The organism is Agromyces molybdatiresistens, assembly GCF_052748445.2.
Genome location: NZ_CM188258.1, coordinates 1,996,797 through 2,020,808, shown reverse-complemented (window position 1 = coordinate 2,020,808; position 24,012 = coordinate 1,996,797). Strand labels below are relative to the sequence as shown.

The window sequence follows — 24,012 nt, the reverse complement described above, 5'->3', positions numbered from 1 at the left end:
CGTGCGCCTCCCGCTCGCACTCACCGCAACCGCGACCGCCGTCGCCCTCGCACTGACCGGCTGCGCCTCGGCGCCCGAGCCGCAGGCCGAGCCCGGCGCATCCTCCGACCTGGTCGAGGTCACCGGCGACTTCGGCGACACGCCCCGGGTCGAGTTCCCGACGCCGCTCGTGCCCGCGGAGACGCAGTGCACGGAGCTCATCGAGGGCTCCGGCGACCACCTGGCCGACGGCCAGCAGGCGCTCGTCGGGCTCGCGGTCTACAACGGGTCGACGGGCGACGAGATCCAGGTGACCGGGTTCGGCGACGAGGAGCCGGTTCCCGTCGTGCTCGGCGCGAACACGCTCACCGGGCTCAAGACGGGGCTGAGCTGCGCGCGCGAGGGGTCGCGCGTCGCGGTCGTGATCCCGCCGGCCGACGGGTTCGGCGAGGAGGGCAACGCGTCGCTCGGCATCGGCTCCGAGGACAGCCTGGTCGTGATCTTCGACGTGCAGGAGGCGTTCCTGCCGAAGGCGAACGGCTCGCCGCGCATCACGCGCGACGGCTTCCCCGCCGTCGTCACCGCGCCCGACGGGCGCCCGGGCATCACCGTCCCCGACGAGGAGCCCTTCGAGACCACCGAGGTGGAGGTCCTGAAGCAGGGCTCGGGCGAGACGATCGAGTCCGGCGACCGCGTGGTCGTGCACTACACGGGCGTCCTCTGGGACGGCGGGGAGGTCTTCGACTCCAGCTGGGAGAACGGCGCCCCGGCCTCGTTCGTGGTGAGCGACGGCGCCGACTCGCAGGTGATCCCGGGCTTCGCCGAGGCGCTGATCGGGCAGCAGGTGGGTTCGCAGGTGGGCGTGGTGATCCCCCCGGAGGACGGCTACGGCGACGCCGAGCAGGCCGGCATCCCGGCCGGATCGACGCTCTTCTTCGTCATCGACATCCTCGGGGTGGTGTGAGCCGGGCGGCCGCCGTGCCGCCGCGGGCGCTTCAGTATGATCGCTGACGTGGCGTCATCCAAGCCCGCGGGGGAGTCCCGGATCCCGGTCGAGGACCGGCTGTTCAGCCTCGTGCTCGCGCTCCTCGCGACCGAGACCGGACTGCTCAAGTCCGAGATCCTGTCGACCGTCCGCGGCTACGCGGAGCGGTACGACCCGCGGGGCGGCAACGCGAACCTCGAGCGCCAGTTCGAGCGCGACAAGGACGACATCCGCGACCTCGGCATCCCCCTGGAGACCGTGGAGTCCCCTGACCGTCCGGGCGACAACCAGTCGCTCAGGTACCGCATCCCGAAGGGCGAATACGACCTGCCGGTCGACGTCCGGTTCACGCCCGACGAGCTCGCCCTGCTCGGCCTCGCGGCCGAGGTGTGGCGCGAGGCCTCGCTCTCGGCCGACTCGCAGCGCGCGCTGACGAAGCTCCGCTCGCTCGGCATCGAGCCGCGCGAGCCGGTGATCGGCTACGCACCGAGGCTCCGGGTGCGCGACGCCGCGTTCGAACCGATCCGGCAGGCGCTCGACAAGCGGCAGCGCGTGCGCTTCCACTACCTCAAGCCGGGTGAGCGTTCGCCCCGGCTGCGCACGGTCGAGCCGTACGCGGTGGTGCTCCACGAGGGCCGCTGGCACCTCCACGGGCGCGACGTCGACGCGGCGGGCACGCGGACCTTCCTCCTCTCGCGGATCGTCGGCGACGTGAAGACGCTGACCGGAACGCCCTTCGATCCGCCGCCGGCCGACGTGCAGGACCGGGTCCTCGCCGACCTGCAGGCGCTCCGGCTGGCCAACTCGGCCGACCTCGTCGTGAGCGCCGGTTCCGACGCCGAGGTGCGGCTCGGCAAGCGCGCGGCCGACTCCGACGACGACGCCGGCGTGATCCGCCTGCACTACACCGATGAGGCCGTCTTCGCCGACGAACTCGCGTCCTACGGCCCGGAGGTCCGCGTGATCGCGCCCGATTCGCTGCGTCGCGCCGTGCGCGACCGCCTGGCGGCGGTGGCGGCCGCGCATCGCGCGGGAGGCGTCGAATGAGCGCTCGCCCGCCTCGGCGGTCCGGGGGGCTCCGCGCTCCCGACAAGCTCGTCTTCCTCCTCTCGCTGGTTCCCTACCTGCTGGAGCAGCGCGTCGTCGACGTGCCCGACGCGGCGGCGCACTTCGGCGTCGGCGAACAGGAGATCCGCGATGCGGTCATGCTCATCGCGACCTCCGGGCTGCCGGGCGCGACCGGCACGTACCAGCCGAACGACCTGTTCGACATCGACTGGGACGCGTTCGAGGAGGACGACGTCATCGTGATCGTCCACCACGTCGCCATCGACGACGCGCCGCGGCTCTCCGCGCGCGAGGCGGCGGCGCTCATCGCGGGCCTGCGCTACCTGTCCGCCGCGCCCGAGAACGAGGGCAGCGCGTCACTGGCCGCCCTGACCGAGAAGCTCCGCGCGGGCGCCTCCGGCGAGCCCAGCCGGATCGCGGTGGCGGAGGAGGCGGTCGACCAGACCCTCGCCGAGGTCCGTCACGCCGTGGCATCCGGTCATCGCCTGGAGTTCGACTACCTCAACGCCCGGGGGGAGCACCGCCGCCGCCGTGCCGATCCCCTCCGGATCGCCTCGCTGGGCGCGGACTGGTACCTGCAGGCGTACGACCTGCTCCGCGAGGACGTGCGGAACTTCCGCATCGACCGGATGAGCGGCCTCCGCATCACCGACGAGCCGATCGGGGACCACACGGGGCGGACGATCCCCGAGACGCTCTTCCAGGCCTCGCCCGACGACCTCGAGATCGTCGTCGACGTCGCGCCCGAGAGCCTCCCGCTGCTCGCCGACTACCTCGCCGACTCGACGTCCACCGAGGTCGACGGGCGCCTCCGCGTGACCCTGCGGCTCGCGCACGTGCATGGCCTGAAGCGGCTCGTCGCCGGGCTTCCCGGCCTGGTCACCGTGGTGGCGCCCGAGGAGGCCCGCGAGGTCGTCGCGGCGTGGGCCGAGGCGGGCCTGGCCGCCTATCCGGACGACCCGTCCGATCGTGATCCGATCGACGTCGGGGTGTGAGAGCGGGCTCTCACGCGAGCAGGTAGACTGGCCGCACCATCCCGCCAGAATGGACGCATACCTATGTTTGGAAACGCCTTCACCGGTTGGCACGCGCTGATCATCCTCCTGGTGATCCTGCTGCTGTTCGGTGCCCCGAAGCTTCCCGCACTCGCGCGGAGCCTGGGCCAGTCGATGAAGATCCTCAAGAACGAGGTCCGCTCCGAAGGTGACGACGCCGAGGCCAAGGACGGCACTGCGGCGAACGCCGAGGCCCCGGCCTCGTCGACCACGTCGGCGCCTGCGTCGACGACGACCGCCCAGGTCGAGCAGCCGAAGCGCGCGGACTCCGGCCCGAGCGCCTGAGCCGCATGACCGCGGTGAAGGATCGCGGGGAGAAGAACCGCGAGAAGCGGATGTCGCTCGGCGCGCATCTCATCGAGTTGCGCAAGCGCCTCTTCCGGTCCGCGATCGCCATCGTCGTCGGCATGGCCATCGGCTGGTGGCTGACCGACGCGTTCGTGTGGCAGGCCATCCAGGAGCCGGTGAACCTCGTGGTCGAGGCGCAGCAGGGCACCGATGCCGCGTCGACGGGCATCATCTTCCCGACGATCTCGAGTGCGTTCGACCTGCGGCTGCAGATCGCGTTCACGCTGGGCATCGTCGTGTCGGCGCCCGTGTGGCTCTACCAGGTCTTCGCCTTCCTCGTCCCCGGGCTGAACACTCGCGAGAAGAAGTACACGTTCGCGTTCTTCGCGACCGCGATCCCGCTCTTCTTCGCGGGCTGCGCGGCCGGGTGGTTCGTGCTGCCGAACATCGTCAAGCTCATGACGAGCTTCGTGCCCGACGGTGCCGAGACGCTGCTCACGGCGAAGGAGTACATCGACTTCGTGCTGAAGCTCGTCGTCGCGATCGGCATCGCGTTCGTTGTGCCCGTCTTCATCGTGCTACTGAACTTCGCTGGAATCCTGAGCGCCGCATCGATCATCAAGTCGTGGCGCGTGGCGATCCTCGTCATCGTGCTCTTCACCGCGTTCGCGACGCCCTCGGCCGATGTCGTCTCGATGTTCATGCTCGCGATCCCGATGATCGGGCTGTACTTCGCCGCGTACGGCATCGCGTACCTCCACGATCGCCGGGTGGCCAAGCGCAATCAGTTGGAGTTCGGCGAGGCTGTCTAGGCTGGAGGGGTGATGAGCCTCTCGCCGGCGGAACGCTACGCGCTGTCCCGGCAGCAGCGACGGCAGCCCCGATTGCAGGAATTCGCCGCGAACCTCGCGTTCGACCTCGACCCGTTCCAGCGGGCGGCCTGCGCCTCCCTCGACGAGGGCCGCAGCGTGCTCGTGGCCGCGCCGACCGGCGCCGGCAAGACCGCCGTCGCCGAGTTCGCGGTGCACCTGGCGATGCACGGCGCCGACGAGAAGGTGTTCTACACGACGCCCATCAAGGCGCTGTCGAATCAGAAGTACCAGGAGTTCGTCGAGGCGTGGGGCGCCGCGAACGTCGGGCTGCTCACGGGCGACACCAACATCAACTCCGGCGCACGGATCGTGGTGATGACCACCGAGGTCCTCCGCAACATGCTCTACGCCGACTCGCCGCTCCTCCAACGCCTGTCATTCGTCGTCATGGACGAGGTGCACTACCTCGCCGACCGGTTCCGCGGCGCGGTGTGGGAGGAGGTCATCATCCACCTCCCCGAGCACGTGCGGCTCGTCTCACTAAGCGCGACGGTCTCGAACGCCGAGGAGTTCGGCGACTGGCTGCAGGCCGTGCGCGGCGACACCGACGTGATCGTGTCGGAGCAGCGACCCGTCCCGCTCGAGCAGCACGTGCTCGTCGGCTCGAAGCTCGTCGACCTGTTCGACTCGTCGGGGCAGGCGGCGACGCACCGGGTCAATCCGGAGCTCCAGCGGCTGGCGCGCGCCGGCGGCCGCTCCATCGGCGCGCGGTCGCAGCGCGGCCGTCGTGGCAGCGACCGCGGGCGGTACCACAAGCCCGCTCCCGGCGCCGGGCGTTCGGATCGGCCGGCCGTCGTCGAACTCCTGAGCGGCAAGCACCTGCTCCCCGCGATCTTCTTCATCTTCTCGCGAGCCGGCTGCGACCAGGCAGTGCGCCAGGTGCTGCGCAGCGGCATCCGCCTCACCGATACCGAGGAGCGCGCGGAGATCCGCGAGATCGTGGAGGAACGGGTGCGCCAGCTGCGCGACGACGACCTCGCCGTGCTCGGGTACTGGGAGTGGGTGGAGGGCCTCCAGCGCGGCGTCGCCGCCCATCACGCCGGCATGCTCCCGACGTTCAAGGAGATCGTCGAGGATCTCTTCCAGCGCAAGCTCCTGAAGGTCGTGTTCGCGACCGAGACGCTCGCGCTCGGCGTCAACATGCCCGCACGGTCGGTCGTGCTCGAGAAGCTCGAGAAGTTCAACGGCGAGGCCCGCGTTCCGATCACGCCGGGGGAGTACACGCAGCTCACGGGCCGCGCCGGCCGTCGCGGGATCGACATCGAGGGCCACTCGGTGATCCAGTGGGTCGACGGACTCGACCCCGAGGCGGTCGCCTCGCTCGCATCGCGTCGCAGCTATCCGCTCAACTCGAGCTTCACTCCCACGTACAACATGGCCGTGAACCTCGTCGACCAGTTCGGCCGGGAGCGCACGCGGCAGATCCTCGAGCTCTCCTTCGCCCAGTTCCAGGCCGACCGCGCCGTCGTCGACCTCGCGCGCACCCTGCGGAAGCAGGAGGAGTCGATGGCCGGGTACGAGGAGGCCATGCGCTGCCACCTCGGAGACTTCGGCGAGTACGCCGGCATCCGCCGTCGCATCGCCGACCTCGAGCGTCAGACGTCGAAGGGCAACCCGACGCACGCGCAGCGCGAGCGGATGCAGCGCGAGCTCGCCGCAGAGCGCAAGCGCCTGCGCGCCCATCCGTGCCACGGCTGCGCCGAGCGGGAGCAGCACGCACGCTGGGCCGAGCGGTGGTGGCGCCTGAAGCGCGACCACGACGACCTCTCGCGGCAGATCCGCTCCCGCACCGGACAGGTCGCCAAGCGGTTCGATCGCGTCGCCGAGGTGCTCGAGGAGCTCGGCTACCTGGAGCGGGAGCGCGACGGCGGAATGACCTCCACGGCCGCGGGCCGGACGCTGAAGCGCATCTACGGCGAACGCGACCTCCTCGTCGCCGAAGCCCTCCGGCGAGGGCTCTGGGACGGTCTCGACGTCCCGTCGGTGGCCGCCATGGCCGCCGCACTCGTCTACGAGCCGCGCCGCGACGACCGCGGCGTGCAGTACCGGCTGCCGAAGGGCGGGTTCCGCGACGCGTTCGAGCGCACGCTCGACGCGTGGAGCGAGCTCGACGACGTCGAACGCGACCATCGGCTCGCGGGCACCGAGCAGCCTTCGCCCGCCCTCGCCTCGGCGATGCACGCGTGGGCACGCGGCGCGGGGCTCGCGCAGGTGCTCGCCGACACCGAGCTCGCCGCCGGTGACTTCGTGCGCCTGTCGAAGCAGGTGATCGACCTGCTCGACCAGGTGTCGATCGTCGCCGATGCGGAGCTCGGCGCCACCGCGCGCGCGGCGATCGACGCCGTCCGGCGCGGCGTCGTGGCGTACGGGGCGGCGGCATGACCGCAGAGCCGACCGCGCCCCCGCGGGACCTCCGATCGCCCGCCGCGGTTCGCGGCCCGCGCCCGATCCTCCCGCTCTGGGCCGCGCTCATCGTGTCCGCGCTCGGTGGGTTCGTCTACGACCTCGGGTTCCCGGGCGCCGGGGTGTGGCCGTTCGCGTTCGTCGGCATCGCGATGGCGCTCGTCCCGCTCATCGGGCGCTCCCTGCTCTCCTCGTTCCACGTCGGGCTCGCGTTCGGGCTCGCCTTCTACCTCTCGCACGTCTCATGGACGGCGCTCTACCTCGGGCCGATCCCGTGGCTCGCGCTCTCGATCCTCGAGTCGCTGTTCGTCGCGGGCGGCGCCGTGCTCGTCACGCTCGCATACCGCTGGGTGCCGCAGGCCGGTCGCTCGCGGTGGCTGCAGCTCATCGCGCTCCCGGCGCTCGTCGCCGGGCTCTGGATCGTCCGCGAGAGCGTCACCGGCACCTTCCCGTACGGCGGCTTCCCCTGGGGACGCGCCGCGCTCAGCCAGTCGGAGAGCCCGTTCGCACCCGTCGTGTCGTGGATCGGGTCCACCGGTCTCGGGTTCGTGATGGTCGCGATCACCGCGGGCGCGATCGAATGGGTGAGGGCACGCGGATGGCGCGACCTCCGTACCGGCATCCCGGTCGCGGCGCTCCTCGTCGTGGCCGTCGCGGTGCCGGCGTTCCCGACGACGCCGGCGGGCGAACTGCGGGTGGCGAGCGTGCAGGGGAACGGTCCCGCGGGCTACTTCGACGAACGCGAGCAGGGCGACGTGCTGCGGGCGCAGCTCGAGGCGACCGAGCCGGTCCTCGGCGAGGACGTCGACGTGCTGCTCTGGCCCGAGGGCGGCTCCGACATCGACCCGACGCGCAGCACGTCGGTCGCGCGGATCTTCGATCGCCTGTCCGAGGACCTCGACGCGCCCGTCATCCTCAACACGGTGACCGTCGAGGGCGCCGAGGGCGAGGAGCGCTTCTACAACACCTCGCTCCTCTGGGAGGCGGGCGAGGGCGCCGTCGACCGGTTCGCCAAGCGCAACCCGGTGCCGTTCGGCGAGTACATCCCCGACCGCTGGTTCTACGACGCCCTCGCCCCCGAGCTCACGGGCCTGATCCAGCGCGGCTACTCCCCGGGCACCCAGGCGCCCGTGTTCGACGTCGGCCGGACCGTCACGGGACTCGCGATCTGCTTCGACGTGATCTACGACGAGCTCATCTGGGAGGGCGCACGCGACGGCGCCGAGCTCTACATGCTCCAGACGAACAACGCCGACTTCCGCGGCACCGATGAGAACCAGCAGCAGCTCGCGATCGCGCGGCTGCGGGCGATCGAGACCGGCCGCTCGGTGGTGAACATCTCGACGGTGGGCACGAGCCAGGTGATCGATCCGGCCGGCCGGACGATCGACGCGCTGCCGGCGTACGAGGCCGGTGCCATGGTCACCGACGTCGAACTGCGCACCGGTCTCACGGCGTCGGTCGTGCTCGGCGGAATGGTCCCGCTCGTGATCGTCGTGCTCTCGCTCGGCGGACTCGCCTGGGCGGGGGTCGCCGCTCAGCGGAACGCCCGGCACCGGACGGGGTCCGGGGCCGGGCGTGAAACTGCGCTGGAGGCTTAGGCGCCGATCTTCTGCTGACCGCGGCGGGCTCGCAGGTACTGGAGGCGCTCCTCGAGGATCTCCTCGAGCTCGGCGCGCGTGCGGCGCTCGAGCAGCATGTCCCAGTGGGTTCGGGCGACCTTCTCGCCCGAGCGGTCGATCTCGACCGGCTTGGAGTCGACGAGGAGCACGGCGGGGTTGCCGCAGTGACGGCACTCCCACTCCTCGGGAAGCTCGGCCTCGGTCGAGAAGGTCATCACGGTGTCCCGCCCGCACGTCTCGCAACGGTACGTGTAGTCCGCGCGATCGGCGAAGATCACGCCGTCCTCGCTCTGCAGGCTCTGGGCGCCGATACGCATGCCCCGAAGGCTCCGGTCCGCCATGGCGTACTCCTCTCGATCGTCAACAGGTATAAACGATCAAGCTGGGCATCTTCTTTCCACAGCCTGAGGTTTTGCCGGGGAACTCTCAGCTCTCGGCCATGATGCGCAGCGCCAGGTCGGCGCGATCGGTCACGAGACCGTCGACGCCGAGCGCGAGGAGCCGACGCATGTCGGCCTCGTCGTTGACCGTCCACACGTGCACCTCGAGGCCCGCGGCGTGCGCGGTCTCGACGAGGGCGGGGGAGAGGAGCCGGATCCGGCCCACCCGCTCCGGGATCTGCAGCGCCCGAGCGCCGGCGACCCCGCGGCGCATGGCTGCCGAGTTCCTGGTGCGGGATGCCGCGGCGGCACGCAGCACGGATGCCCGGCCCGCCGAGGTGACCGAGCCTGGCACCGCGGCCGCGAGCCGTCGCCGCCGGGCATCCGAGAAGGCGGTGAGCAGGACCCGGTCGGCGGCATCGGCGCGACGGACCGCCTCGATCGTCGCAGCGACCGCGGCATCCGTCTTCACGTCGATGTTGAGTCGCGCCGCGGGGAAGGCGTGCAGGAGCTCGTCGAGCGTGCCGAACCCGTGCCCGCCGCCGAGGTCGACCCGCCGCAGGGCGTCGAGCGGGAGGTCGGCGACGGCCTCGGCCCGGGCCGCGACACGTCGGAGCGTGGGGTCGTGCGCGAGCACGGCCGCGCCGTCGGCGCTCGGGTGGATGTCGGTCTCGAGGTAACGCGCCCCGGCCCGCACGGCAGCCTCGAACGCGGCGAGCGTGTTCTCGGGTGCCTCGAGCGCGAGCCCGCGGTGCGCCAGAACGCGCGGCGCGGGCGGCTCGAACCAGCCGCCGGCCACCCGCGTCATCCGGTTCAGCCGGGGACGCCGGGACGCGGCGCCGAACCGCTCGTGCCGTCGCCGCGACCGTTCGGCGTGAACGCGCCCCCGATGCCCTTCAGCGCCTCCGTGAGCTCGCTCGGGATGATCCAGAGCTTGTTCGACGCCCCCTCGGCGAGCTGCGGCAGCATCTGCAGGTACTGGTAGCCGAGCAGCTTCGGGTCGGGGTCGCCCTTGTGGATGGCGTCGAAGACGGTGAGGATCGCCTCGGCCTCGCCCTGTGCTCGGAGCACCGCGGCCTTGGCGTCGCCCTCGGCCTTGAGGATCGCCGCCTGGCGGGAGCCCTCCGCCTCGAGGATCGCGGACTGCTTCGTGCCCTCGGCGGTGAGGATCGCCGCGCGGCGGTCGCGCTCGGCGCGCATCTGCTTCTCCATCGAGTCCTGGATGGAGAGGGGCGGGTCGATCGCCTTGAGCTCGACGCGGGAGACGCGGATTCCCCACTTGCCGGTGGCCTCGTCGAGCACGATGCGCAATTGGCCGTTGATGTTGTCGCGGCTGGTCAGCGCCTCCTCGAGGTTCAGCCCGCCGACGACGTTGCGGAGGGTGGTCGTGGTCAGCTGCTCGACCGCGCCGAGGTAGTTGTTGATCTCGTAGGTGGCGGCGCGGGCATCGGTCACCTGGAAGTAGACGACCGTGTCGATCGACACGACGAGGTTGTCCTCGGTGATGACCGGCTGCGGCGGGAACGAGACGACCTGCTCGCGCATGTCGACGAGCGGCAGGAGGCGGTCGATGAACGGGATCAGGATGTTGAGGCCCGGGGTGAGCGTCTTGTGGTACCGCCCGAGTCGCTCGACCACGCCCGCGTAGGCCTGCGGGATGATCCGGATCGACTTCGCGATCACCACGATCGCGAAGATCGCGATCGCGACGACGACGATCAGGGCGATGATGGGTCCGACGTCGTTCACGCCTGGGTGCTCCTCTCCATCGGGACGACGACCGCCGTCGCCCCGTCGATGCCGGTGACGAGCACGTGCTCGCCCACGGCGACATCCGCCTGCTCGGTCACGGGCGACAGCCGTGCCGTCCAGACGTCTCCGTTCTGCAGCCGGACCTGGCCGCCGGCCGGGCCGACCGTGCGGACCACTGTGCCGGAGACGCCGATCAGGGCGTCCACGTTGCTGCGGGCCGGGTCCGCGCCACGCCGGAGCAGCCGCAGCAGCGAAGGCCGCAGCGTCAGGATCAGCGCGATCGCGACGACGGCGGCGACGATGAACTGCGCCCACCACGGGATGCCGAGGAGCCCCGACAGAAGCCCCGCGACGCTGCCGAGGGCCAGCATGAGGAAGGTCATCTCGAGGGTGAACACCTCGATGGTCGCGAACACCAGGATCAGGACGAGCCAGGCGATCCACGCGTACTGGGTCAGAACATCCAAGTCGGTCTCCTTCGGGCCCCTCTCTCAACCTAGCAGCGCGGGAGGCGCCGATGGGGGGAGTTGGTAGTCTCGGTGCGGCGCGCAGCGCGCCCCGCGACGTCCGCACCATCAAGGAGCCCAACGTGACCAACCCGCTCGCCCCCGGATCGCTCGACGGCCGCGTCGCCCTCGTCACGGGATCGTCCCGCGGCATCGGCGCGGACACCGCCCGCTACCTCGCGGAGGCGGGAGCGGCGGTCGTCATCAACTACCGCAGCAAGGCGCCCCGCGCGGAGAGGATCGTGGGCGAGATCACCGCCGCCGGCGGCCGTGCGATCGCCGTCGGCGCCGACCTGACGGATGCGGAGTCGGTGCGGTCCATGTTCGAGCGGGCCACCGCCGAGCTCGGCCGCGTCGACGTGCTCGTGCTGAACGCCTCGGGCGGCATGGAGACCGGCATGGGCGAGGACTACGCCATGCGCCTGAACCGCGACGCGCAGGTCAACGTGGTCGACAACGCTATGCCGCACCTCGCCGACGGTGCCCGCATCGTCTTCGTGACGAGCCATCAGGCGCACTTCATCCGCACGACGCCGACCATGCCCGAGTACGAGCCCGTCGCGCTCTCCAAGCGTGCCGGCGAGGATGCGCTCCGTGCGAAGCTGCCCGAGTTCGAGGCGGAGGGCGTCGAGTTCGTCGTCGTGTCCGGCGACATGATCGAGGGCACGATCACCGCGACGCTCCTCGAGCGAGCCAACCCGGGCGCGATCGCCGCTCGCAAGGAGGACGCGGGCAAGCTCTACAACGTGGCCGAGTTCGCCGCCGAGGTCGCCTCGGCCGCCGTCGACCCGATTCCCGCCGACCACACGCGCTACGTCGGCGACGTGTCCGGGTTCGCGCCCGAGCGCTGACTCGCGCTCCGCGCCGCGCGGCAGCCGCACGACGAGGGCGGGACCGGTTCCACCGGCCCCGCCCTCGCTGCGTCTGCGGACTCAGCGCATCACGACGACAGCTGCATGCCGCGCCCGAACGTGAACGCGCGCACGATCTGGACGATGCCGAGGATGATGAGCGCGATCCCCGTCACCCAGAACAGGATGGCGACGCCCCAGAGCGGCGAGAAGAGCAGCACGATTCCGGCCACGATGCTCAGGATGCCGAAGAAGATGCTCCATCCCCTCGACGAGGAGTTTCCGGACTGCGCGAGCGCGACCGCGCCCTCGATGATCCAGAGGATGCCGACCAGGATGCCGACGAAGATGCCGATCACGACGGCGCTCTCGGTCGGGTTGGCGAACATGACGATCGCGCCGATCAGGAAGAGCACTCCGAGGATGATGTCGAGGGCCCTGGCGCCGCCCGAGATCGACCTCGAGAAGATGCCGAGCCCCAGGTAGGCGAGGCCGGCGATCAGGAAGTAGATCGCGAGCATCACGGTCAGCACGACGGCCGAGTTCTTCGGCCAGAACGTGATGAACACGCCGATGATGAGGGCGATCACGCCGGTCACGCCCAACGCGACGCGGATCGTGTTCACCGCCGACTTCGTCATCTCGGCCGAATCGAAGGCGAACGCCGCGAACGCGCTGTTGGACTGCGGGGAGGACATTGCGACTCCTTCCGGCGCGCCCGGAGTGGCGCGCTCGTGCTCAGGCTATTCCCAGCGAGCGGGATGGCGCGGGAGCCATTGGTCCCGGGCTTCGGCGTGTCGCGACGCGCACGCCTCCGGCCCTCCGGGGTCAGGTCCGTCGCGCCTCGATCCAGCCGTCGATGCGCTCCCATTCGCCCATCAGCCAGTCGGCGCGCGCATCGTGGTCGTCGGGGATGCCGCTGCGCGCCACGTTCCACACCTGCATCGTGATCGTCTTGTCGGTCGGGAGCTCCCGCCAGACGTCGCCGATCGTCCGGATGCGGTCGAGGCCGGTGTGCGCGACGAGGAAGACGTCGGCCTCCGGTGCGGCGTCGAGCGCGGCGAACAGGCCGGCCGGCCGCGGCGCCATGACGTTCATGAGCCGGGCGGCCCGTTCGGCGGCCGCCACGAGTCCCGCCGACCGCAGTCGCTCGATCGCCCGGGCGCGCCGCTCCGGCGTGAAGTTGCCGCCCTCGGGGAAGATCACGAGCGCGTCGCGGTCGCGCATGTCGCTCGCGAGTTCGCTGATGCGCGCGGTCAGTGGGATCGCCGTCGGTCCGCCGTCCCGGCGCCGTCTCCGTCCGGCCTCGCCCGCCAGCGGCGGCGGGGCGATGAACCGGTTCGGGAGCCGGTTCAGCACGACGTCGATCGCCGGGTCCCACTGCAGCGTGTCCTTCAGCACGATGCGCGGCGCTCGGTCGAACCAGTTGAGGACGGCGTGGATCAGGATGAACGAGTCGCCGGGTCCGGCGTGCCGACTCGCGATCACGCGCGGTCGGTCGTCGTCGTGGAACCCCTCGGGCACGCGGACGTCGATGTCGAGGCGGAGCACCCAGTGCGCGTTCCAGAACAGGAGGCCGAGCATCCGTGCAACGAACCGGTAGTGCGCGTGTTGGAACCCCGGCGACCGGATGCGCCATCCGAAGCCGGACACGACCCACAGGACGAAGAGGACGACCAGCGCCGCGGCATCCCACAGCAGGTAGATCGCGATCATGAGGAGCAGCCGCGGCGTCCGCAGGCGCGGCTCGACGAAGATCGACACGATGAGTGCGACCGCGAGCCATGCCGGCGACGACGCGATCACGGTGAGCGCGAGCACGATGACGAGGGGCGCGAGGATGCCGCGGCGCACCCACCTCGGCGGGAGTCGCATCAGTCGGCGGACCGGTCGGAGATCCCGGCCCCTTCGCCGCCGGTGCGCTCGCGCAGCCGCGCCTCCTCGCGGTCCAGGTACGCGGACGCCGCGCCGTGCGCAGTCGCCATGCGCCGACGCACGGCGGTGGGGGAGAGGTTGCGCGAGATCCGGTTCTCCCTGGCCGAAACCGTTCCCGTCGGGAGGACGTGCAGGCGCGTCCCCTCGGCGAGCGCCGCGGTGTCGCGCGCGAACCGGTGCCGGCGGGAGATCTCGAACGCGACGCGTGCGTTGTCGAACTGGTTGCGCGGGGGCGTCAGGGCGTGCTCGATGCGGCCGACCTGCATCACGTAGATGTCGGTCGCGCCGGCGTCGGCCGCCTGGCCGACCGGGATCGAGTTCACGATGCCGCCGTCGACGAAGTGCTCGTCGCCGATGCGCACCGCAGGGAAGAGCCCGGGCAGCGCCGCCGAGGCGAGGACGGCGGGCACCAGCGGGCCCGAGTCGAACCAGTGCTCGGCCGCGCGCTCCACGCTGGCCGCGCAGCAGCGGAACTCGACCTCGAGGTCCTCGAACTCGCCGACCCCGCCGAGGCCGTAGGCGAGCATGCGCCGCAGGGGCTCGGTCGACATCACGTGGGCCCGCCCGGGCCTGAGCCCCATCCCGGTCGTGAGCGTCCGCGCATCCTTCGAGCTCCACGCCTCCTCGAGTCGCACGAGGCTCCGGCCGACGTCGGCGGCGATGATCGCGCCGTTGATCGCTCCGATCGAGGTGCCCACGACGAGGTCGGGGCGGATGCCGCGTTCGAGCACCGCACGGAGCATCCCGACCTGCACGGCACCGAGCACGCCGCCGCCGCCGAGGACGAACGCCACCTTCCGGGAGCCCATGGCGTCATTCTGGCACCGGCGCGATGCCCCGAGCGGGCCCGATGGCCCACCCGGGTCCGCCGTCGCTGGACTTCACTGCGGGGAGGTGGAAGCATCGCGCTCGTGAGCAGCAGACCGACCGCCCCCGACGACCTGCGCGATCTCGCGGTGCTGCGCCGCGTGCGCGACCGCATCGACCGGGAGTACGCGAAGCCGCTCGACGTGGAGGCGCTCGCACGCGGCGCGAACATGTCCTCCGGGCACCTCAGCCGACGGTTCCGAGCGGCGTTCGGCGAGTCGCCGTACTCGTACCTCATGACCCGGCGCGTCGAGCGCGCGATGGCGCTGCTCCGGCGCGGCGACCTCTCCGTCACCGAGGTGTGCTTCGCAGTCGGCGGCTCGTCGCTCGGCACGTTCAGCACGCGGTTCACCGAACTCGTCGGGGTGCCGCCGAGCGTCTACCGGGAGCGGTACGCGGGCGCGACGCTCGGCATGCTGCCGTGCGTGGCGAAGCAGGTGACGAAACCGATCAGGAATCGAGAAGCGACCGTCGGCGGTGGTGGATAGCGTGGCCCTCATGAGCCTCACCATCCACTCCAGCTTCCTGCCGCACCTCGACCCGGAGGCGTCGCTCGTGTTCTACCGCGACGTGCTCGGCTTCGAGGTCCGAAACGACGTCGGATACGAGGGCATGCGCTGGATCACCGTCGGCCCGGTCGAGCAGCCCGACACCGCGATCGTCCTCCACCCGCCGGGCGTCGGGCCCGGCATGACCGATGACGATCGCGCGGCACTCCTCGAGATCATCGCGAAGGGCAGCTACTTCGGCGTGAACCTCGCCGCGAGCGACGTCGACGCCACATTCGCGTCGCTCGAGGCCGCGGGTGCCGAGGTGGTCCAGGAGCCGGTCGACCAGCCGTACGGGCTCCGAGACTGCGCCTTCCGCGACCCCGCGGGCAACATGATCCGGATCCAGCAGGCCGGCTGAGCCGGCACGCCGCACGCCGACGACGCTGCCGTCGCGGCATCCGCGGTGCTTGGATCGAACCGACTCGATGGAGGCACGATGACCACGACCACGACCCCGAACGTCGAGACCTCGCCATCCGGTCCGGCTGCCGCCGACGCCCACGACCGGATCCGGGTGCAGGGCGCCCGTGAGAACAACCTGAAGGACGTCTCGATCGAGCTGCCGAAACGCCGCCTCACGGTGTTCACCGGCGTGTCCGGCTCGGGCAAGAGCTCGCTCGTCTTCGACACGATCGCCGCCGAGTCGCGGCGGCTCATCGACGAGACCTACAGCGCGTTCGTCCAGGGCTTCATGCCCTCCGTGCCGCGACCCGACGTCGACGTGCTCGAGGGCCTCACCACTGCGATCATCGTCGACCAGGAGCGGCTCGGGGCGAACCCGCGCTCGACGGTGGGCACCGTGACCGATGCGAACGCGATGCTGCGCATCCTGTTCAGCCGCTTCGGCGAACCGCACATCGGGGGTCCGACGGCGTTCTCGTTCAACATCCCGACGCAGAAGGCCAGCGGGGTCATGACCTCGGCGACCGGCGACAAGACGATCGTGCGCGATGTCGTGTACCTCGGCGGCATGTGCCCGCGCTGCGAGGGCCGCGGCTCGGTCTCCGACCTGGACCTCTTGCAGGTGATCGACGAGAGCAGGTCGCTGAACGGCGGCGCCATCATGGTGCCCGGGTACACGGCCGACGGCTGGATGGTGCGCGGGTTCGCGGAGTCCGGCTTCTACGACCCCGACAAGCCGATCGCCGAGTTCACCGAGAAGGAACGCCACGCGCTGCTCTACAGCGAGCAGAAGAAGGTCCGTATCCAGAACATCAACATGACCTACGAGGGGCTCATCCCGAAGATCACCAAGTCGATGCTCTCGAAGGACCTCGACGCGCTGCAGCCGCACATCCGCGCGTTCGTCGAGCGCGTGGCGACCTTCGCCCGATGCCCGGAATGCGACGGCACGCGCCTGACCGAGGCGGCACGCTCGTCGCGGATCGACGGCGTCAGCATCGCCGACGCGTGCCGGATGCAGGTGACCGACCTCGCCGAGTGGGTGCGGGAACTCGATCGTCCCGACGCGGGACCGCTGCTCGACGCGCTCGGCGCGAACCTCGACGCGTTCGTCACCCTCGGTCTCGGCTACCTGAGCCTCGAACGACCGTCGGGCACGCTCTCCGGCGGCGAGGCCCAGCGCATCAAGATGCTGCGGCACCTCGGGTCCTCGCTCACCGATGTCACGTACGTGTTCGACGAGCCCACGATCGGACTGCACCCCCACGACATCCAGCGCATGAACACCCTGCTGCTCCGGCTGCGCGACAAGGGGAACACCGTGCTCGTCGTCGAGCACAAGCCCGAGACGATCGCCATCGCCGACCACGTCGTCGACCTCGGCCCCGGAGCGGGCCGCGACGGCGGCGAGATCGGCTTCGAGGGAACCGTCGACGGGTTGAAGGCGAGCGCCACGATCACCGGGCGGCACCTGGAGGACCGTGCGACGATCAAGCCCGCGGTCCGGGAGGCTTCGGGCGCGATCGAGGTGCGCGGTGCCGATGAGAACAACCTCCAGGACGTGGACGTCGACATCCCGCTCGGCGTGCTCACCGTCGTGGCGGGAGTGGCCGGGTCGGGCAAGAGCTCGCTCATCCACGGCTCCGTCGCGCCGCGCGAGGGGATCGTCTCCATCGACCAGGGCGCGATCAAGGGCTCCCGGCGCAGCAGCCCGGCGACGTACACGGGCCTCCTCGAGCCCATCCGCAAGGCGTTCGCGAAAGCCAACGGGGTGAAGCCGGCGTTCTTCAGCGCCAACTCGGAAGGCGCATGCCCGACGTGCAAGGGCGCCGGGGTGATCATCACCGAGCTCGGGTTCATGGACACCATCGAGACACCATGCGAGGACTGCGGCGGAAAGCGCTTCCAATCCGGTGTGCTGCAGTACACGCTCGGGGGACTGGACATCACCGAGGTCCTGGACCTGCCCGTTGCCAAGGCGCGCGAGTTCTTCTCGTCGGGCGAGACGAAGATCCCGGCCGCCGCCGCGATCCTCGGCCGGCTCGAGGACGTGGGGCTCGGATACCTGAGCCTGGGGCAGCCGCTGTCGACGCTGTCCGGCGGCGAGCGCCAGCGCGTGAAGCTCGCGATCGCGATGGGGGAGGCTGGTGACGTCTACGTGCTCGACGAGCCGACGACCGGCCTGCACCTGGCCGATGTCGACAACCTGCTGCGCCTGCTCGACGGACTCGTGGACTCCGGCAAGACGGTGATCGTCATCGAGCACCACCAGGCGGTCATGGCCCACGCCGACTGGATCATCGACCTCGGGCCGGGCGCCGGCCACGACGGCGGGCGAGTCGTCTTCGAGGGGACGCCCGCCGATCTCGTGGCGAGTCGCGCGACGCTCACGGGCGAGCACCTCGCCGAGTACGTCGGCGCCTGACAGCGATCTCCGGAAGAGAGGAACGCTCATGTGCCTGCATTCGGCATACGAGGTCGGGGGAGTGGTGCATTCCCGCGACCTGCCGCCGGTGGCGCTCCGCGATTCCGCGGCGGCGGCGCCGGCGGTGCCACGCACTCCGACGTCAGCGATCGCATCGAACGAATCGAGAGGAGCCGACCATGGCTGAGACGACGAGGAAGACCGCACGCGATGAGGAGCCCGACGGCTTCACCGACGAGGAACGCGCCGCCATGAAGGACCGCGCCAAGGAGGTGCGGCGCGGCAAGAGGAAGGACGGCGCCGCCGACCTTCGTGAGAAGATCGCCGAGCTCGAGGGGGACGATCGCGTGATGGCGGAGCGGCTGAACGCGCTCATCACCGAGCACGCGCCCGCTCTCGCGCCACGGACCTACTACGGCATGCCCGCGTGGGCGAAGGACGGCAAGGTGCTCTGCTTCTTCCAGCCCGCCCTGAAGTTCAAGACTCGCTACGCCACGTTCGGCTTCAACGACAACGCGACCCTCGACGACGGCCAACTCTGGCCGACGTCGTATGCGCTGACGGAGTTGACGCCCGCGGGGGAGAAGGCCATCGTCGAACTCGTCAGGAGGGCGATCGGCTGAGCCACGGTCCGCGGAGAGGGTTCTCCGCATCCTTGGGAGTCACTCGCGGAAGGACGTCGCGCTCGGCACGGCGCCCACCAGCCGCATCCAGTCGTCGAGCCTGCCATCGGTCTCCCCGCAGCGGAAGCCGACATAGCCGTCGGGGCGCACGGCCACCACGCCGCGGCCGGCATGACCGACCAGGCGGTGGACGTGGATTCGGCCGTCCGGCGCTCGGCCATCGAGCATCCCGGCGTGCCGAGCTGCGTGCGGTTCGAGGAAGACGTGGATACCCGGTGCCGCGGTCAGCTCGTGGAGGCGAGCCCTGCGACCGCCCATCGTGACGGGAGCGTCGGGGAGCCGGTGCCCCGGGTGAGGCCAACGCGTGGCGCGTGGCGGGGCGTCCTGGGAGATGCTGCTGTTCCGATAGTGCACGTACGGCTGGGAGAGCATGCGCACGGCGGCGGCCGTGAGACGCCGCCGGCGGAGGAGGCCGGGAAGCACCGGAGCGGCATACGGCAGGAGCGCGCTCCGGATGAGCCGTGCGGCGGGGTTCGGCGACGCCTCGGCGAAGAAGATCAGATGCGTCAGGGCCAGCACCTGGTGGGCGGCTCGCCGCCGTTCCTGGTCGTACGATTCGAGCAGCTCGTCCCCGGCCGCGCCGGAGGCGGCGAAGCCCAGCTTCCAACCCAGGTTGACCGCGTCGAGGATGCCGTTGTTCATCCCCTGTCCGCCGGCTGGCGAATGCGCGTGAGCGGCATCGCCGGCGAGGAACAGCCGTCCGTGTCGGAACGGTTTCGCCACCCGGTGCTGGAGCGCCACGCGGGCGGACCAACGGACGTCGTCGATGGTCGCCCCGAGGCGCGACTCGCGGATCAGACGACGCACCTCCTCAGCGTCGACACCCTCACCGAGTTGCCCGTACGGCCCGGTCGACGGGACGGCCGCGGGGCGGGTGGCCAGCATCCGCCAACTGGCACCCTCGCCGAGCGCGAACAGGAACGCCAGCCCGGCGTCGCCGACCGCGACGTGGAGCACGCCCGGCTCGAGGACCGTGCCGAGCTCGACATCGGCGAGGACCGCCTCCACTCGATACGGCGCGCCGCTCCACTTCGCGCCGACGAGGCGACGCACGGAGCTGGACTGGCCGTCGCACCCGGCGACGAACCGACAGGGGAGATCCTCGACCGTCCCGTCCGCCCGCCTGAGGCGCGCCGACACGGTGCCCTCCTCGGACGCCTGTGCGTACAGCCCGACGAACTCGACGCCCCACTCCACGTCCACGCCGCGCTCGCGCAGCGTGGCCCACAGGACCTCCTCGATGTCGGCCTGGCGGACCAGCGTCAGGTGCGGGAACGCGGTGTCGGGAAGGTCGACGTGACCGAGTCGGACCGGCACGACCCGGCGGCCGAGGTGGATGCGCGCCTCCGGAGCGGTATCCGCCCGTTCGAGGAGCGCGTCGGCGACGCCGAGCGGTCGGAGGCACTCGAGCGCTCGAGCATGGAGCATCATCGCCCGGGACGGCCGGACCCGCTCCCGGCGCCGATCGACGATCCGGACGTGGGCGCCATGAGCGTGCGCCTCCAGTGCGGCGGTCAACCCGGTCGGACCGGCACCGACGACCAGGACGTCCGTCTCGGGCGTCATGTCGCCGAGACGACCCGCCACCACGCGTCATCCGCTGCCGCGATCGTCGACATCAGGTTCGGATCCGCCAGGACGTCGTCGCGGTGCAGGGCGGGGAGGACCCGGTAGCGGATGGAGCCGGGCACGCTGCCCAGTTCGAGCACCCGCCAGAGCGACGCGGCGTACTGCTGCGCCCGCTGCGGGCCGTCCCACTCGTAGAGCCCGCGATAGACGCCGGAGCCGTCATGGGTGCACCAGAGCTTGGACACGTACCCCGGGAAGCCGACGAACAGCGGGGTGTTGAGGAGGCTCTCCGCCTCGAAGGCGCGGTGCATCCGAGGGCCCCGGATCAGACGCAGCTTGAAGGCGACGACGAGCACGCACGGATCTTTGGGCGGCCTCCGGTCGACCGTCGTCTCGCGATAGACGCGGGCCGTGCTTCCATCGGCGAAGCGCAGCACGCGACCGACGTTCCCGCGCGGCAGGTGGACCTCACGACGAGCGAGCATCACCACACTCGCGCCGAAGCAGCGAGCGACCGCTCGCCAGGCTCGACCCCGAGGCGCGGGTCCCGGTTCACCGGCCGTCATGCCGCCTCCAGTTGCACGTTCTCGACGCGCGGACATCGTCTCGATGCTGACCGAAGGGCTCGGAATCGCCAAGGGCACTTGGACCTGCACGTCTCGTGGTCACTAACGCCGATAATGCACATTATGTCCGTTCGGTGAACGATGCAGGCACGAGGGCCTCTCCCCGGCGCCACGCTTCGCGTCCGCGCCGCTTCATCGTGAAGCAGCTTCATCGAGCACCGAATTCAGCGCCAGGGTGCGCGCCCGACGGCCTCGCCGCGGGTTCGGTCGTCCCGCCGCCGGATCCACGACTCAGGCGCGTTCGTCGCGCCTGAGCTTCTCCACGCGTTCCTCGCTCGCGGGCATGCCGAACTCGTTGAGCGGTCCGCTGTCCGCCGGTTCCGGCAGCCGGACGTCCGTCGGGCATTCGAGCAGGACGTTCGGCGTGGATTCGTCGATACGGTGCTCGAACATCGGGTGCCCGCACAGCGGACACGGCTTCTCCCCCGACTGACTGCGGTCGTCAGGGTCCTCCGGGGCCATCCGCGGTGACTCGAACGCCGGGGTCATGACCCGATCCACCCGGTCGAAGAACCGGGTGAACGCGTTCCCATCGCCGTGGCCCGCCATATCGCGTGCCATGGCGCCGATGGTACTCCCCGGCCCCGTCTCCCCGCGAGGAACAATTAGAGAGTACCACTATCCAATAGAGCCGGCAGATCGGGCACGCTTCGGCGGTCCCGACACAGCCCAGCGCGACATCCGGCTCCACGCCCGGTCAGGGCTCGCCGAACCCCGACGACGCGAGGTCGGCGAGCGCCTCGACCGCAGTGGCACCGTCGGGGTCGTCGGTCGCGATCTCGACCTCGTCGCCTTTCACGAGCCCCAGCGCCATGATCGCCAGCAGGCTCTTCGCATCGATCCCGTTCACGGTGACACGTTGCGGGAAGGTGCTCGCCAGTTTCACCAGCTCGGCGGCGGGGCGCGCGTGCAACCCGTCCGAGTTCGTGAGCGTCACGCGGCGGCTGACACGGTCGCGCGTCGCCTCCCCGCCGGTCGCGACCGCGCCCGCAGCGCCGGCGGATGGCTCGAGGGCGGCCGCTCCCCCGCCCGCCGACTCGGCCGCCCGGACGACGGTCTCGAGCGGGTCGCCCGACTCGGCGGCGACGGATGCCGCCACGGCGCCCTCCACGAGTGGTGCATCCGCGATGCGGACACGCGCGCGCTGGTCGTCGTCCAGGAAGTCCATCGCGGTCTCTGCCGTCAGGATCGCAGAGCCGAGGTCGCACAGGACGACGACCCCGGCGCCGGCATCAGCCGCACCGATCGCAGCGGTGACACGCTCGAAGCTCGTGCCGATCCGACCGTCGTCGGTGCCGCCGGCCGGTTCGATGCGCACGTTCGGCGCCATCTGGTGCGCGAGCTCGACGACGCCGGCGGCGAGCTGCTCCGAGTGCGAGACGACGACGATCCCGATGCGGTCTCCGTCCGCCATCTCAGGCACTGGTCCCGTTGGACGCCGCCGCGGCCGCCGCCTCGAGGAGGTAGGCGGTGGACTGCGCACCCGGGTCCCGGTGACCCGCGGAACGTTCGCCGAGGTAGCTCGCCCGGCCCTTCCGCGCGACGAGCGGTTCGGTCGCCACGGCGCCCGATGCCGCGGCATCCGCTGCGGCACGCAGGGTCTCGGCCGCGCTTGCGCCGCCGTCGGCCGCGGCCCGCGCCGCATCGACCGCGGGCGTCCACGCGTCGACCATCGTCTTGTCGCCCGACTCCGCCTTCCCGCGCAGGACGATGCCGTCACGCGAGGCCTCCAGGAACGAGGCCACCCCGTTCGCGTCGATGGACGACTCCCCCGCGATCGCCCCGGAGCCCTTGAGGTAGGCCGTTCCGTACAGCGGTCCGGCCGCGCCGCCCACCGTGGAGATGAGGGTCGTCGCGACGAGCTTCAGCACGTCGGCAGGCGTCGACCCCGCGGGCAGGTCGTCGAGCTTGGGGAGGATCGCCTGGAATCCGCGATCCATGTTCTCGCCGTGGTCGCCGTCGCCGATCTCCCGGTCGAGCGTGATCAGTTCGACGCGATGCTCGGCCATCGAGTCCGCGCTGCGCCTGACCCAGTCCACCGCCCAGGTGATGTCCAATCCCACCGCGGCCGCCCTACCGGCCCCACCGCAGCGCCGCCGTGTGCACGGGGGCGTCCCAGAGCTCGACCATCTCGTCGTCGAGCTTCAGGATGGTGATCGAGAAGCCCTGCATCTCGAGCGAGGTGATGTAGTTGCCGACGAGCGAGCGCTCGATCCTGATGCCCTGCTCGGCGAGGACCTCGGCGGCGCGCCGGTAGGCGATGTAGAGCTCGATCTGCGGAGTGCCGCCCATGCCGTTGACGAACAGGAGCACCCGGTCGCCCGACGAGTACGGCAGGTCCTCGATGATCGGCGAGATCAGCCGGTCGACGATCGCGTCCGCGGGTTCGAGCTTGATGCGCTCGCGCCCGGGCTCGCCGTGGATGCCGATGCCGATCTCGACCTCGTCCTCCGCGAGGGTGAAGCTCGGCTCACCGGCGTGCGGGACGATGCAGGGGGTGAGCGCCATGCCCATCGACCGGACGTTGTCGTTGACGCGCTCGGCGATCTCGGCGACCTGGTCGAGCGTGTCGCCGCGTTCGGCCGCCGCGCCGGCGATCTTCTCGACCAGCACCGTGCCGCCGACACCGCGGCGGCCGGCCGTGTAGAGGGAGTCCTTGACCGCCACGTCGTCGTTCGTGACCACGGCGCGGACCTCGATGCCGTCGGCGGCGGCGAGGTCGGCCGCCGTCTCGAAGTTGAGCACGTCGCCGGTGTAGTTCTTGACGATGTGGAGCACGCCCTTGCCCCCGTCGACGGCCTTCGTCGCCGCGAGGATGGGATCCGGCGTCGGCGAGGTGAACACCGCGCCGGGCACGGCCGCATCGAGCATGCCCGGGCCGACGAAGCCGGCGTGCAACGGCTCGTGCCCGCTCCCGCCGCCGGACACGAGTCCGACCTTGCCCGCCACCGGCGCATCCGCGCGCACGACGTGGATGGGATCCGTCTCGACCCTCACGAGGTCGGCGTGCGCGAGGCCGAAGCCTGCGACTGACTCGTCGACCACGTGCTTGGGATCGTTGATGATCTTCTTCACGGAAACGTCCCTTCCCCTCGACCGCACCCGCCCGGCCTGTCGCCTGTCGACGTCGACGCGGCACTCCCCCGCAAAACTACTCCCGCGAGACCCGGGGATGAAAGGGCTCTCCGGACGA

General features: G+C 70.9%; 25 protein-coding genes. 12 read left to right on the top strand and 13 right to left on the bottom strand.

The window, feature by feature from the left end:
- Position 1 precedes the first annotated feature (1 nt).
- The 7 genes from ACULK2_RS09320 to lnt all read left to right on the top strand — a co-directional run bounded on the left by ACULK2_RS09320 (position 2) and on the right by lnt (position 8,251).
- Entirely contained in the window at positions 2-943 is a 942-nt protein-coding gene (locus ACULK2_RS09320) for an FKBP-type peptidyl-prolyl cis-trans isomerase (RefSeq protein ID WP_445966984.1), read from the top strand.
- A 48-nt stretch (positions 944-991) separates the two neighbouring features.
- A complete protein-coding gene (locus ACULK2_RS09315; RefSeq protein ID WP_445966983.1) occupies positions 992-2,011 on the top strand; it encodes a helix-turn-helix transcriptional regulator in 1,020 nt (339 codons plus the stop codon).
- The gene (locus tag ACULK2_RS09310; protein WP_445966982.1) at positions 2,008-3,027 is read left to right on the top strand and encodes a helix-turn-helix transcriptional regulator; all 1,020 of its coding nucleotides are present in this window, start codon (positions 2,008-2,010) and stop codon (positions 3,025-3,027) included. The genes ACULK2_RS09315 and ACULK2_RS09310 overlap by 4 nt, the downstream gene beginning before the upstream one ends.
- A 63-nt stretch (positions 3,028-3,090) precedes the next feature.
- Positions 3,091-3,372, top strand: coding sequence for a twin-arginine translocase TatA/TatE family subunit (gene tatA, locus ACULK2_RS09305; protein WP_445966981.1), 282 nt, complete (start codon positions 3,091-3,093; stop codon positions 3,370-3,372).
- A gap of 50 nt (positions 3,373-3,422) precedes the next feature.
- Positions 3,423-4,187, top strand: coding sequence for a twin-arginine translocase subunit TatC (gene tatC / locus ACULK2_RS09300; protein WP_445967576.1), 765 nt, complete (start codon positions 3,423-3,425; stop codon positions 4,185-4,187).
- 12 nt (positions 4,188-4,199) lie between these two features.
- Positions 4,200-6,629 carry a DEAD/DEAH box helicase gene (locus ACULK2_RS09295; protein WP_445966980.1) on the top strand — a complete coding sequence of 810 codons (2,430 nt, stop codon included), beginning with the start codon at positions 4,200-4,202 and terminating at the stop codon, positions 6,627-6,629.
- A complete protein-coding gene (lnt, locus tag ACULK2_RS09290) occupies positions 6,626-8,251 on the top strand; it encodes an apolipoprotein N-acyltransferase (protein ID WP_445966979.1) in 1,626 nt (541 codons plus the stop codon). The genes ACULK2_RS09295 and lnt overlap by 4 nt, the downstream gene beginning before the upstream one ends.
- Here lnt and ACULK2_RS09285 read toward each other — a convergent pair.
- From ACULK2_RS09285 to ACULK2_RS09270, 4 genes are all read right to left on the bottom strand, one after another.
- Positions 8,248-8,613 (bottom strand): RNA polymerase-binding protein RbpA, encoded by a 366-nt coding sequence (locus ACULK2_RS09285; protein ID WP_445966978.1) that lies wholly within the window; start codon positions 8,611-8,613, stop codon positions 8,248-8,250. The two genes, lnt and ACULK2_RS09285, sit on opposite strands and share 4 nt — an antisense overlap.
- 85 nt (positions 8,614-8,698) lie before the next feature.
- Positions 8,699-9,460 carry a glycerophosphodiester phosphodiesterase family protein gene (locus ACULK2_RS09280; RefSeq protein ID WP_445966977.1) on the bottom strand — a complete coding sequence of 254 codons (762 nt, stop codon included), beginning with the start codon at positions 9,458-9,460 and terminating at the stop codon, positions 8,699-8,701.
- Between the two features lie 5 nt (positions 9,461-9,465).
- A complete protein-coding gene (locus ACULK2_RS09275; RefSeq protein ID WP_445966976.1) occupies positions 9,466-10,401 on the bottom strand; it encodes an SPFH domain-containing protein in 936 nt (311 codons plus the stop codon).
- On the bottom strand, positions 10,398-10,871 hold the full coding sequence (locus tag ACULK2_RS09270) for an NfeD family protein (protein WP_445966975.1): 474 nt from the start codon (positions 10,869-10,871) through the stop codon (positions 10,398-10,400). The genes ACULK2_RS09275 and ACULK2_RS09270 overlap by 4 nt, the downstream gene beginning before the upstream one ends.
- A gap of 122 nt (positions 10,872-10,993) precedes the next feature.
- Between ACULK2_RS09270 and ACULK2_RS09265 the strand changes: the two genes are divergently transcribed.
- Positions 10,994-11,761: an SDR family oxidoreductase gene (locus tag ACULK2_RS09265; RefSeq protein WP_445966974.1), complete on the top strand. Its 768-nt coding sequence runs from the start codon at positions 10,994-10,996 to the stop codon at positions 11,759-11,761.
- A gap of 89 nt (positions 11,762-11,850) precedes the next feature.
- On the opposite strand, the gene ACULK2_RS09260 is transcribed toward ACULK2_RS09265, so the two are convergent.
- From ACULK2_RS09260 to ACULK2_RS09250, 3 genes are all read right to left on the bottom strand, one after another.
- Entirely contained in the window at positions 11,851-12,459 is a 609-nt protein-coding gene (locus ACULK2_RS09260; protein ID WP_445966973.1) for an HdeD family acid-resistance protein, read from the bottom strand.
- A 130-nt stretch (positions 12,460-12,589) separates the two neighbouring features.
- A complete protein-coding gene (locus ACULK2_RS09255) occupies positions 12,590-13,636 on the bottom strand; it encodes a 1-acyl-sn-glycerol-3-phosphate acyltransferase (protein WP_445966972.1) in 1,047 nt (348 codons plus the stop codon).
- Positions 13,636-14,505, bottom strand: a complete 870-nt coding sequence (locus tag ACULK2_RS09250; protein ID WP_445966971.1) for a patatin-like phospholipase family protein — start codon at positions 14,503-14,505, stop codon at positions 13,636-13,638. Before ACULK2_RS09250 ends, ACULK2_RS09255 begins: the two co-directional genes overlap by 1 nt.
- A 102-nt stretch (positions 14,506-14,607) precedes the next feature.
- On the opposite strand from ACULK2_RS09250, the gene ACULK2_RS09245 reads away from it, so the two are divergent.
- The 4 genes from ACULK2_RS09245 to ACULK2_RS09230 all read left to right on the top strand — a co-directional run bounded on the left by ACULK2_RS09245 (position 14,608) and on the right by ACULK2_RS09230 (position 18,564).
- Positions 14,608-15,051, top strand: coding sequence for a helix-turn-helix transcriptional regulator (locus ACULK2_RS09245; protein WP_445966970.1), 444 nt, complete (start codon positions 14,608-14,610; stop codon positions 15,049-15,051).
- Between the two features lie 10 nt (positions 15,052-15,061).
- A complete protein-coding gene (locus tag ACULK2_RS09240; protein WP_445966969.1) occupies positions 15,062-15,472 on the top strand; it encodes a VOC family protein in 411 nt (136 codons plus the stop codon).
- Between the two features lie 78 nt (positions 15,473-15,550).
- Complete coding sequence (locus ACULK2_RS09235; protein ID WP_445966968.1) at positions 15,551-17,941, top strand: ATP-binding cassette domain-containing protein; 2,391 nt, start codon at positions 15,551-15,553, stop codon at positions 17,939-17,941.
- A 179-nt stretch (positions 17,942-18,120) separates the two neighbouring features.
- Positions 18,121-18,564, top strand: a complete 444-nt coding sequence (locus ACULK2_RS09230) for an iron chaperone (RefSeq protein ID WP_445966967.1) — start codon at positions 18,121-18,123, stop codon at positions 18,562-18,564.
- A gap of 39 nt (positions 18,565-18,603) precedes the next feature.
- On the opposite strand, the gene ACULK2_RS09225 is transcribed toward ACULK2_RS09230, so the two are convergent.
- The 6 genes from ACULK2_RS09225 to dhaK form a co-directional block, all read right to left on the bottom strand.
- Positions 18,604-20,190: an FAD-dependent monooxygenase gene (locus ACULK2_RS09225; RefSeq protein ID WP_445966966.1), complete on the bottom strand. Its 1,587-nt coding sequence runs from the start codon at positions 20,188-20,190 to the stop codon at positions 18,604-18,606.
- On the bottom strand, positions 20,187-20,630 hold the full coding sequence (locus ACULK2_RS09220; RefSeq protein ID WP_445966965.1) for a hypothetical protein: 444 nt from the start codon (positions 20,628-20,630) through the stop codon (positions 20,187-20,189). Before ACULK2_RS09220 ends, ACULK2_RS09225 begins: the two co-directional genes overlap by 4 nt.
- Positions 20,631-21,050: 420 nt before the next feature.
- Positions 21,051-21,308, bottom strand: a complete 258-nt coding sequence (locus tag ACULK2_RS09215) for a hypothetical protein (RefSeq protein WP_445966964.1) — start codon at positions 21,306-21,308, stop codon at positions 21,051-21,053.
- A 208-nt stretch (positions 21,309-21,516) separates the two neighbouring features.
- Positions 21,517-22,233 (bottom strand): dihydroxyacetone kinase phosphoryl donor subunit DhaM, encoded by a 717-nt coding sequence (gene dhaM, locus ACULK2_RS09210; protein ID WP_445966963.1) that lies wholly within the window; start codon positions 22,231-22,233, stop codon positions 21,517-21,519.
- Position 22,234: 1 nt separating this feature from the next.
- Entirely contained in the window at positions 22,235-22,882 is a 648-nt protein-coding gene (gene dhaL, locus ACULK2_RS09205) for a dihydroxyacetone kinase subunit DhaL (protein WP_445966962.1), read from the bottom strand.
- Between the two features lie 10 nt (positions 22,883-22,892).
- Positions 22,893-23,894 carry a dihydroxyacetone kinase subunit DhaK gene (gene dhaK, locus ACULK2_RS09200; RefSeq protein WP_445966961.1) on the bottom strand — a complete coding sequence of 334 codons (1,002 nt, stop codon included), beginning with the start codon at positions 23,892-23,894 and terminating at the stop codon, positions 22,893-22,895.
- Positions 23,895-24,012: the final 118 nt, after the last annotated feature.

Coding starts and splice junctions, on each gene's coding strand:
- dhaM (WP_445966963.1), bottom strand. CDS start 22,233: ATGGCGGACGGAGACCGCATCGGGATCGTCGTCGTCTCGCACTCGGAG.
- ACULK2_RS09230 (WP_445966967.1), top strand. CDS start 18,121: ATGGCTGAGACGACGAGGAAGACCGCACGCGATGAGGAGCCCGACGGC.
- tatC (WP_445967576.1), top strand. CDS start 3,423: ATGTCGCTCGGCGCGCATCTCATCGAGTTGCGCAAGCGCCTCTTCCGG.
- tatA (WP_445966981.1), top strand. CDS start 3,091: ATGTTTGGAAACGCCTTCACCGGTTGGCACGCGCTGATCATCCTCCTG.
- ACULK2_RS09225 (WP_445966966.1), bottom strand. CDS start 20,190: ATGACGCCCGAGACGGACGTCCTGGTCGTCGGTGCCGGTCCGACCGGG.
- lnt (WP_445966979.1), top strand. CDS start 6,626: ATGACCGCAGAGCCGACCGCGCCCCCGCGGGACCTCCGATCGCCCGCC.
- ACULK2_RS09235 (WP_445966968.1), top strand. CDS start 15,551: ATGACCACGACCACGACCCCGAACGTCGAGACCTCGCCATCCGGTCCG.
- ACULK2_RS09240 (WP_445966969.1), top strand. CDS start 15,062: ATGAGCCTCACCATCCACTCCAGCTTCCTGCCGCACCTCGACCCGGAG.
- ACULK2_RS09250 (WP_445966971.1), bottom strand. CDS start 14,505: ATGGGCTCCCGGAAGGTGGCGTTCGTCCTCGGCGGCGGCGGCGTGCTC.
- ACULK2_RS09295 (WP_445966980.1), top strand. CDS start 4,200: ATGAGCCTCTCGCCGGCGGAACGCTACGCGCTGTCCCGGCAGCAGCGA.
- ACULK2_RS09260 (WP_445966973.1), bottom strand. CDS start 12,459: ATGTCCTCCCCGCAGTCCAACAGCGCGTTCGCGGCGTTCGCCTTCGAT.
- ACULK2_RS09215 (WP_445966964.1), bottom strand. CDS start 21,308: ATGACCCCGGCGTTCGAGTCACCGCGGATGGCCCCGGAGGACCCTGAC.
- ACULK2_RS09285 (WP_445966978.1), bottom strand. CDS start 8,613: ATGGCGGACCGGAGCCTTCGGGGCATGCGTATCGGCGCCCAGAGCCTG.
- ACULK2_RS09280 (WP_445966977.1), bottom strand. CDS start 9,460: ATGACGCGGGTGGCCGGCGGCTGGTTCGAGCCGCCCGCGCCGCGCGTT.
- ACULK2_RS09255 (WP_445966972.1), bottom strand. CDS start 13,636: ATGCGACTCCCGCCGAGGTGGGTGCGCCGCGGCATCCTCGCGCCCCTC.
- ACULK2_RS09310 (WP_445966982.1), top strand. CDS start 2,008: ATGAGCGCTCGCCCGCCTCGGCGGTCCGGGGGGCTCCGCGCTCCCGAC.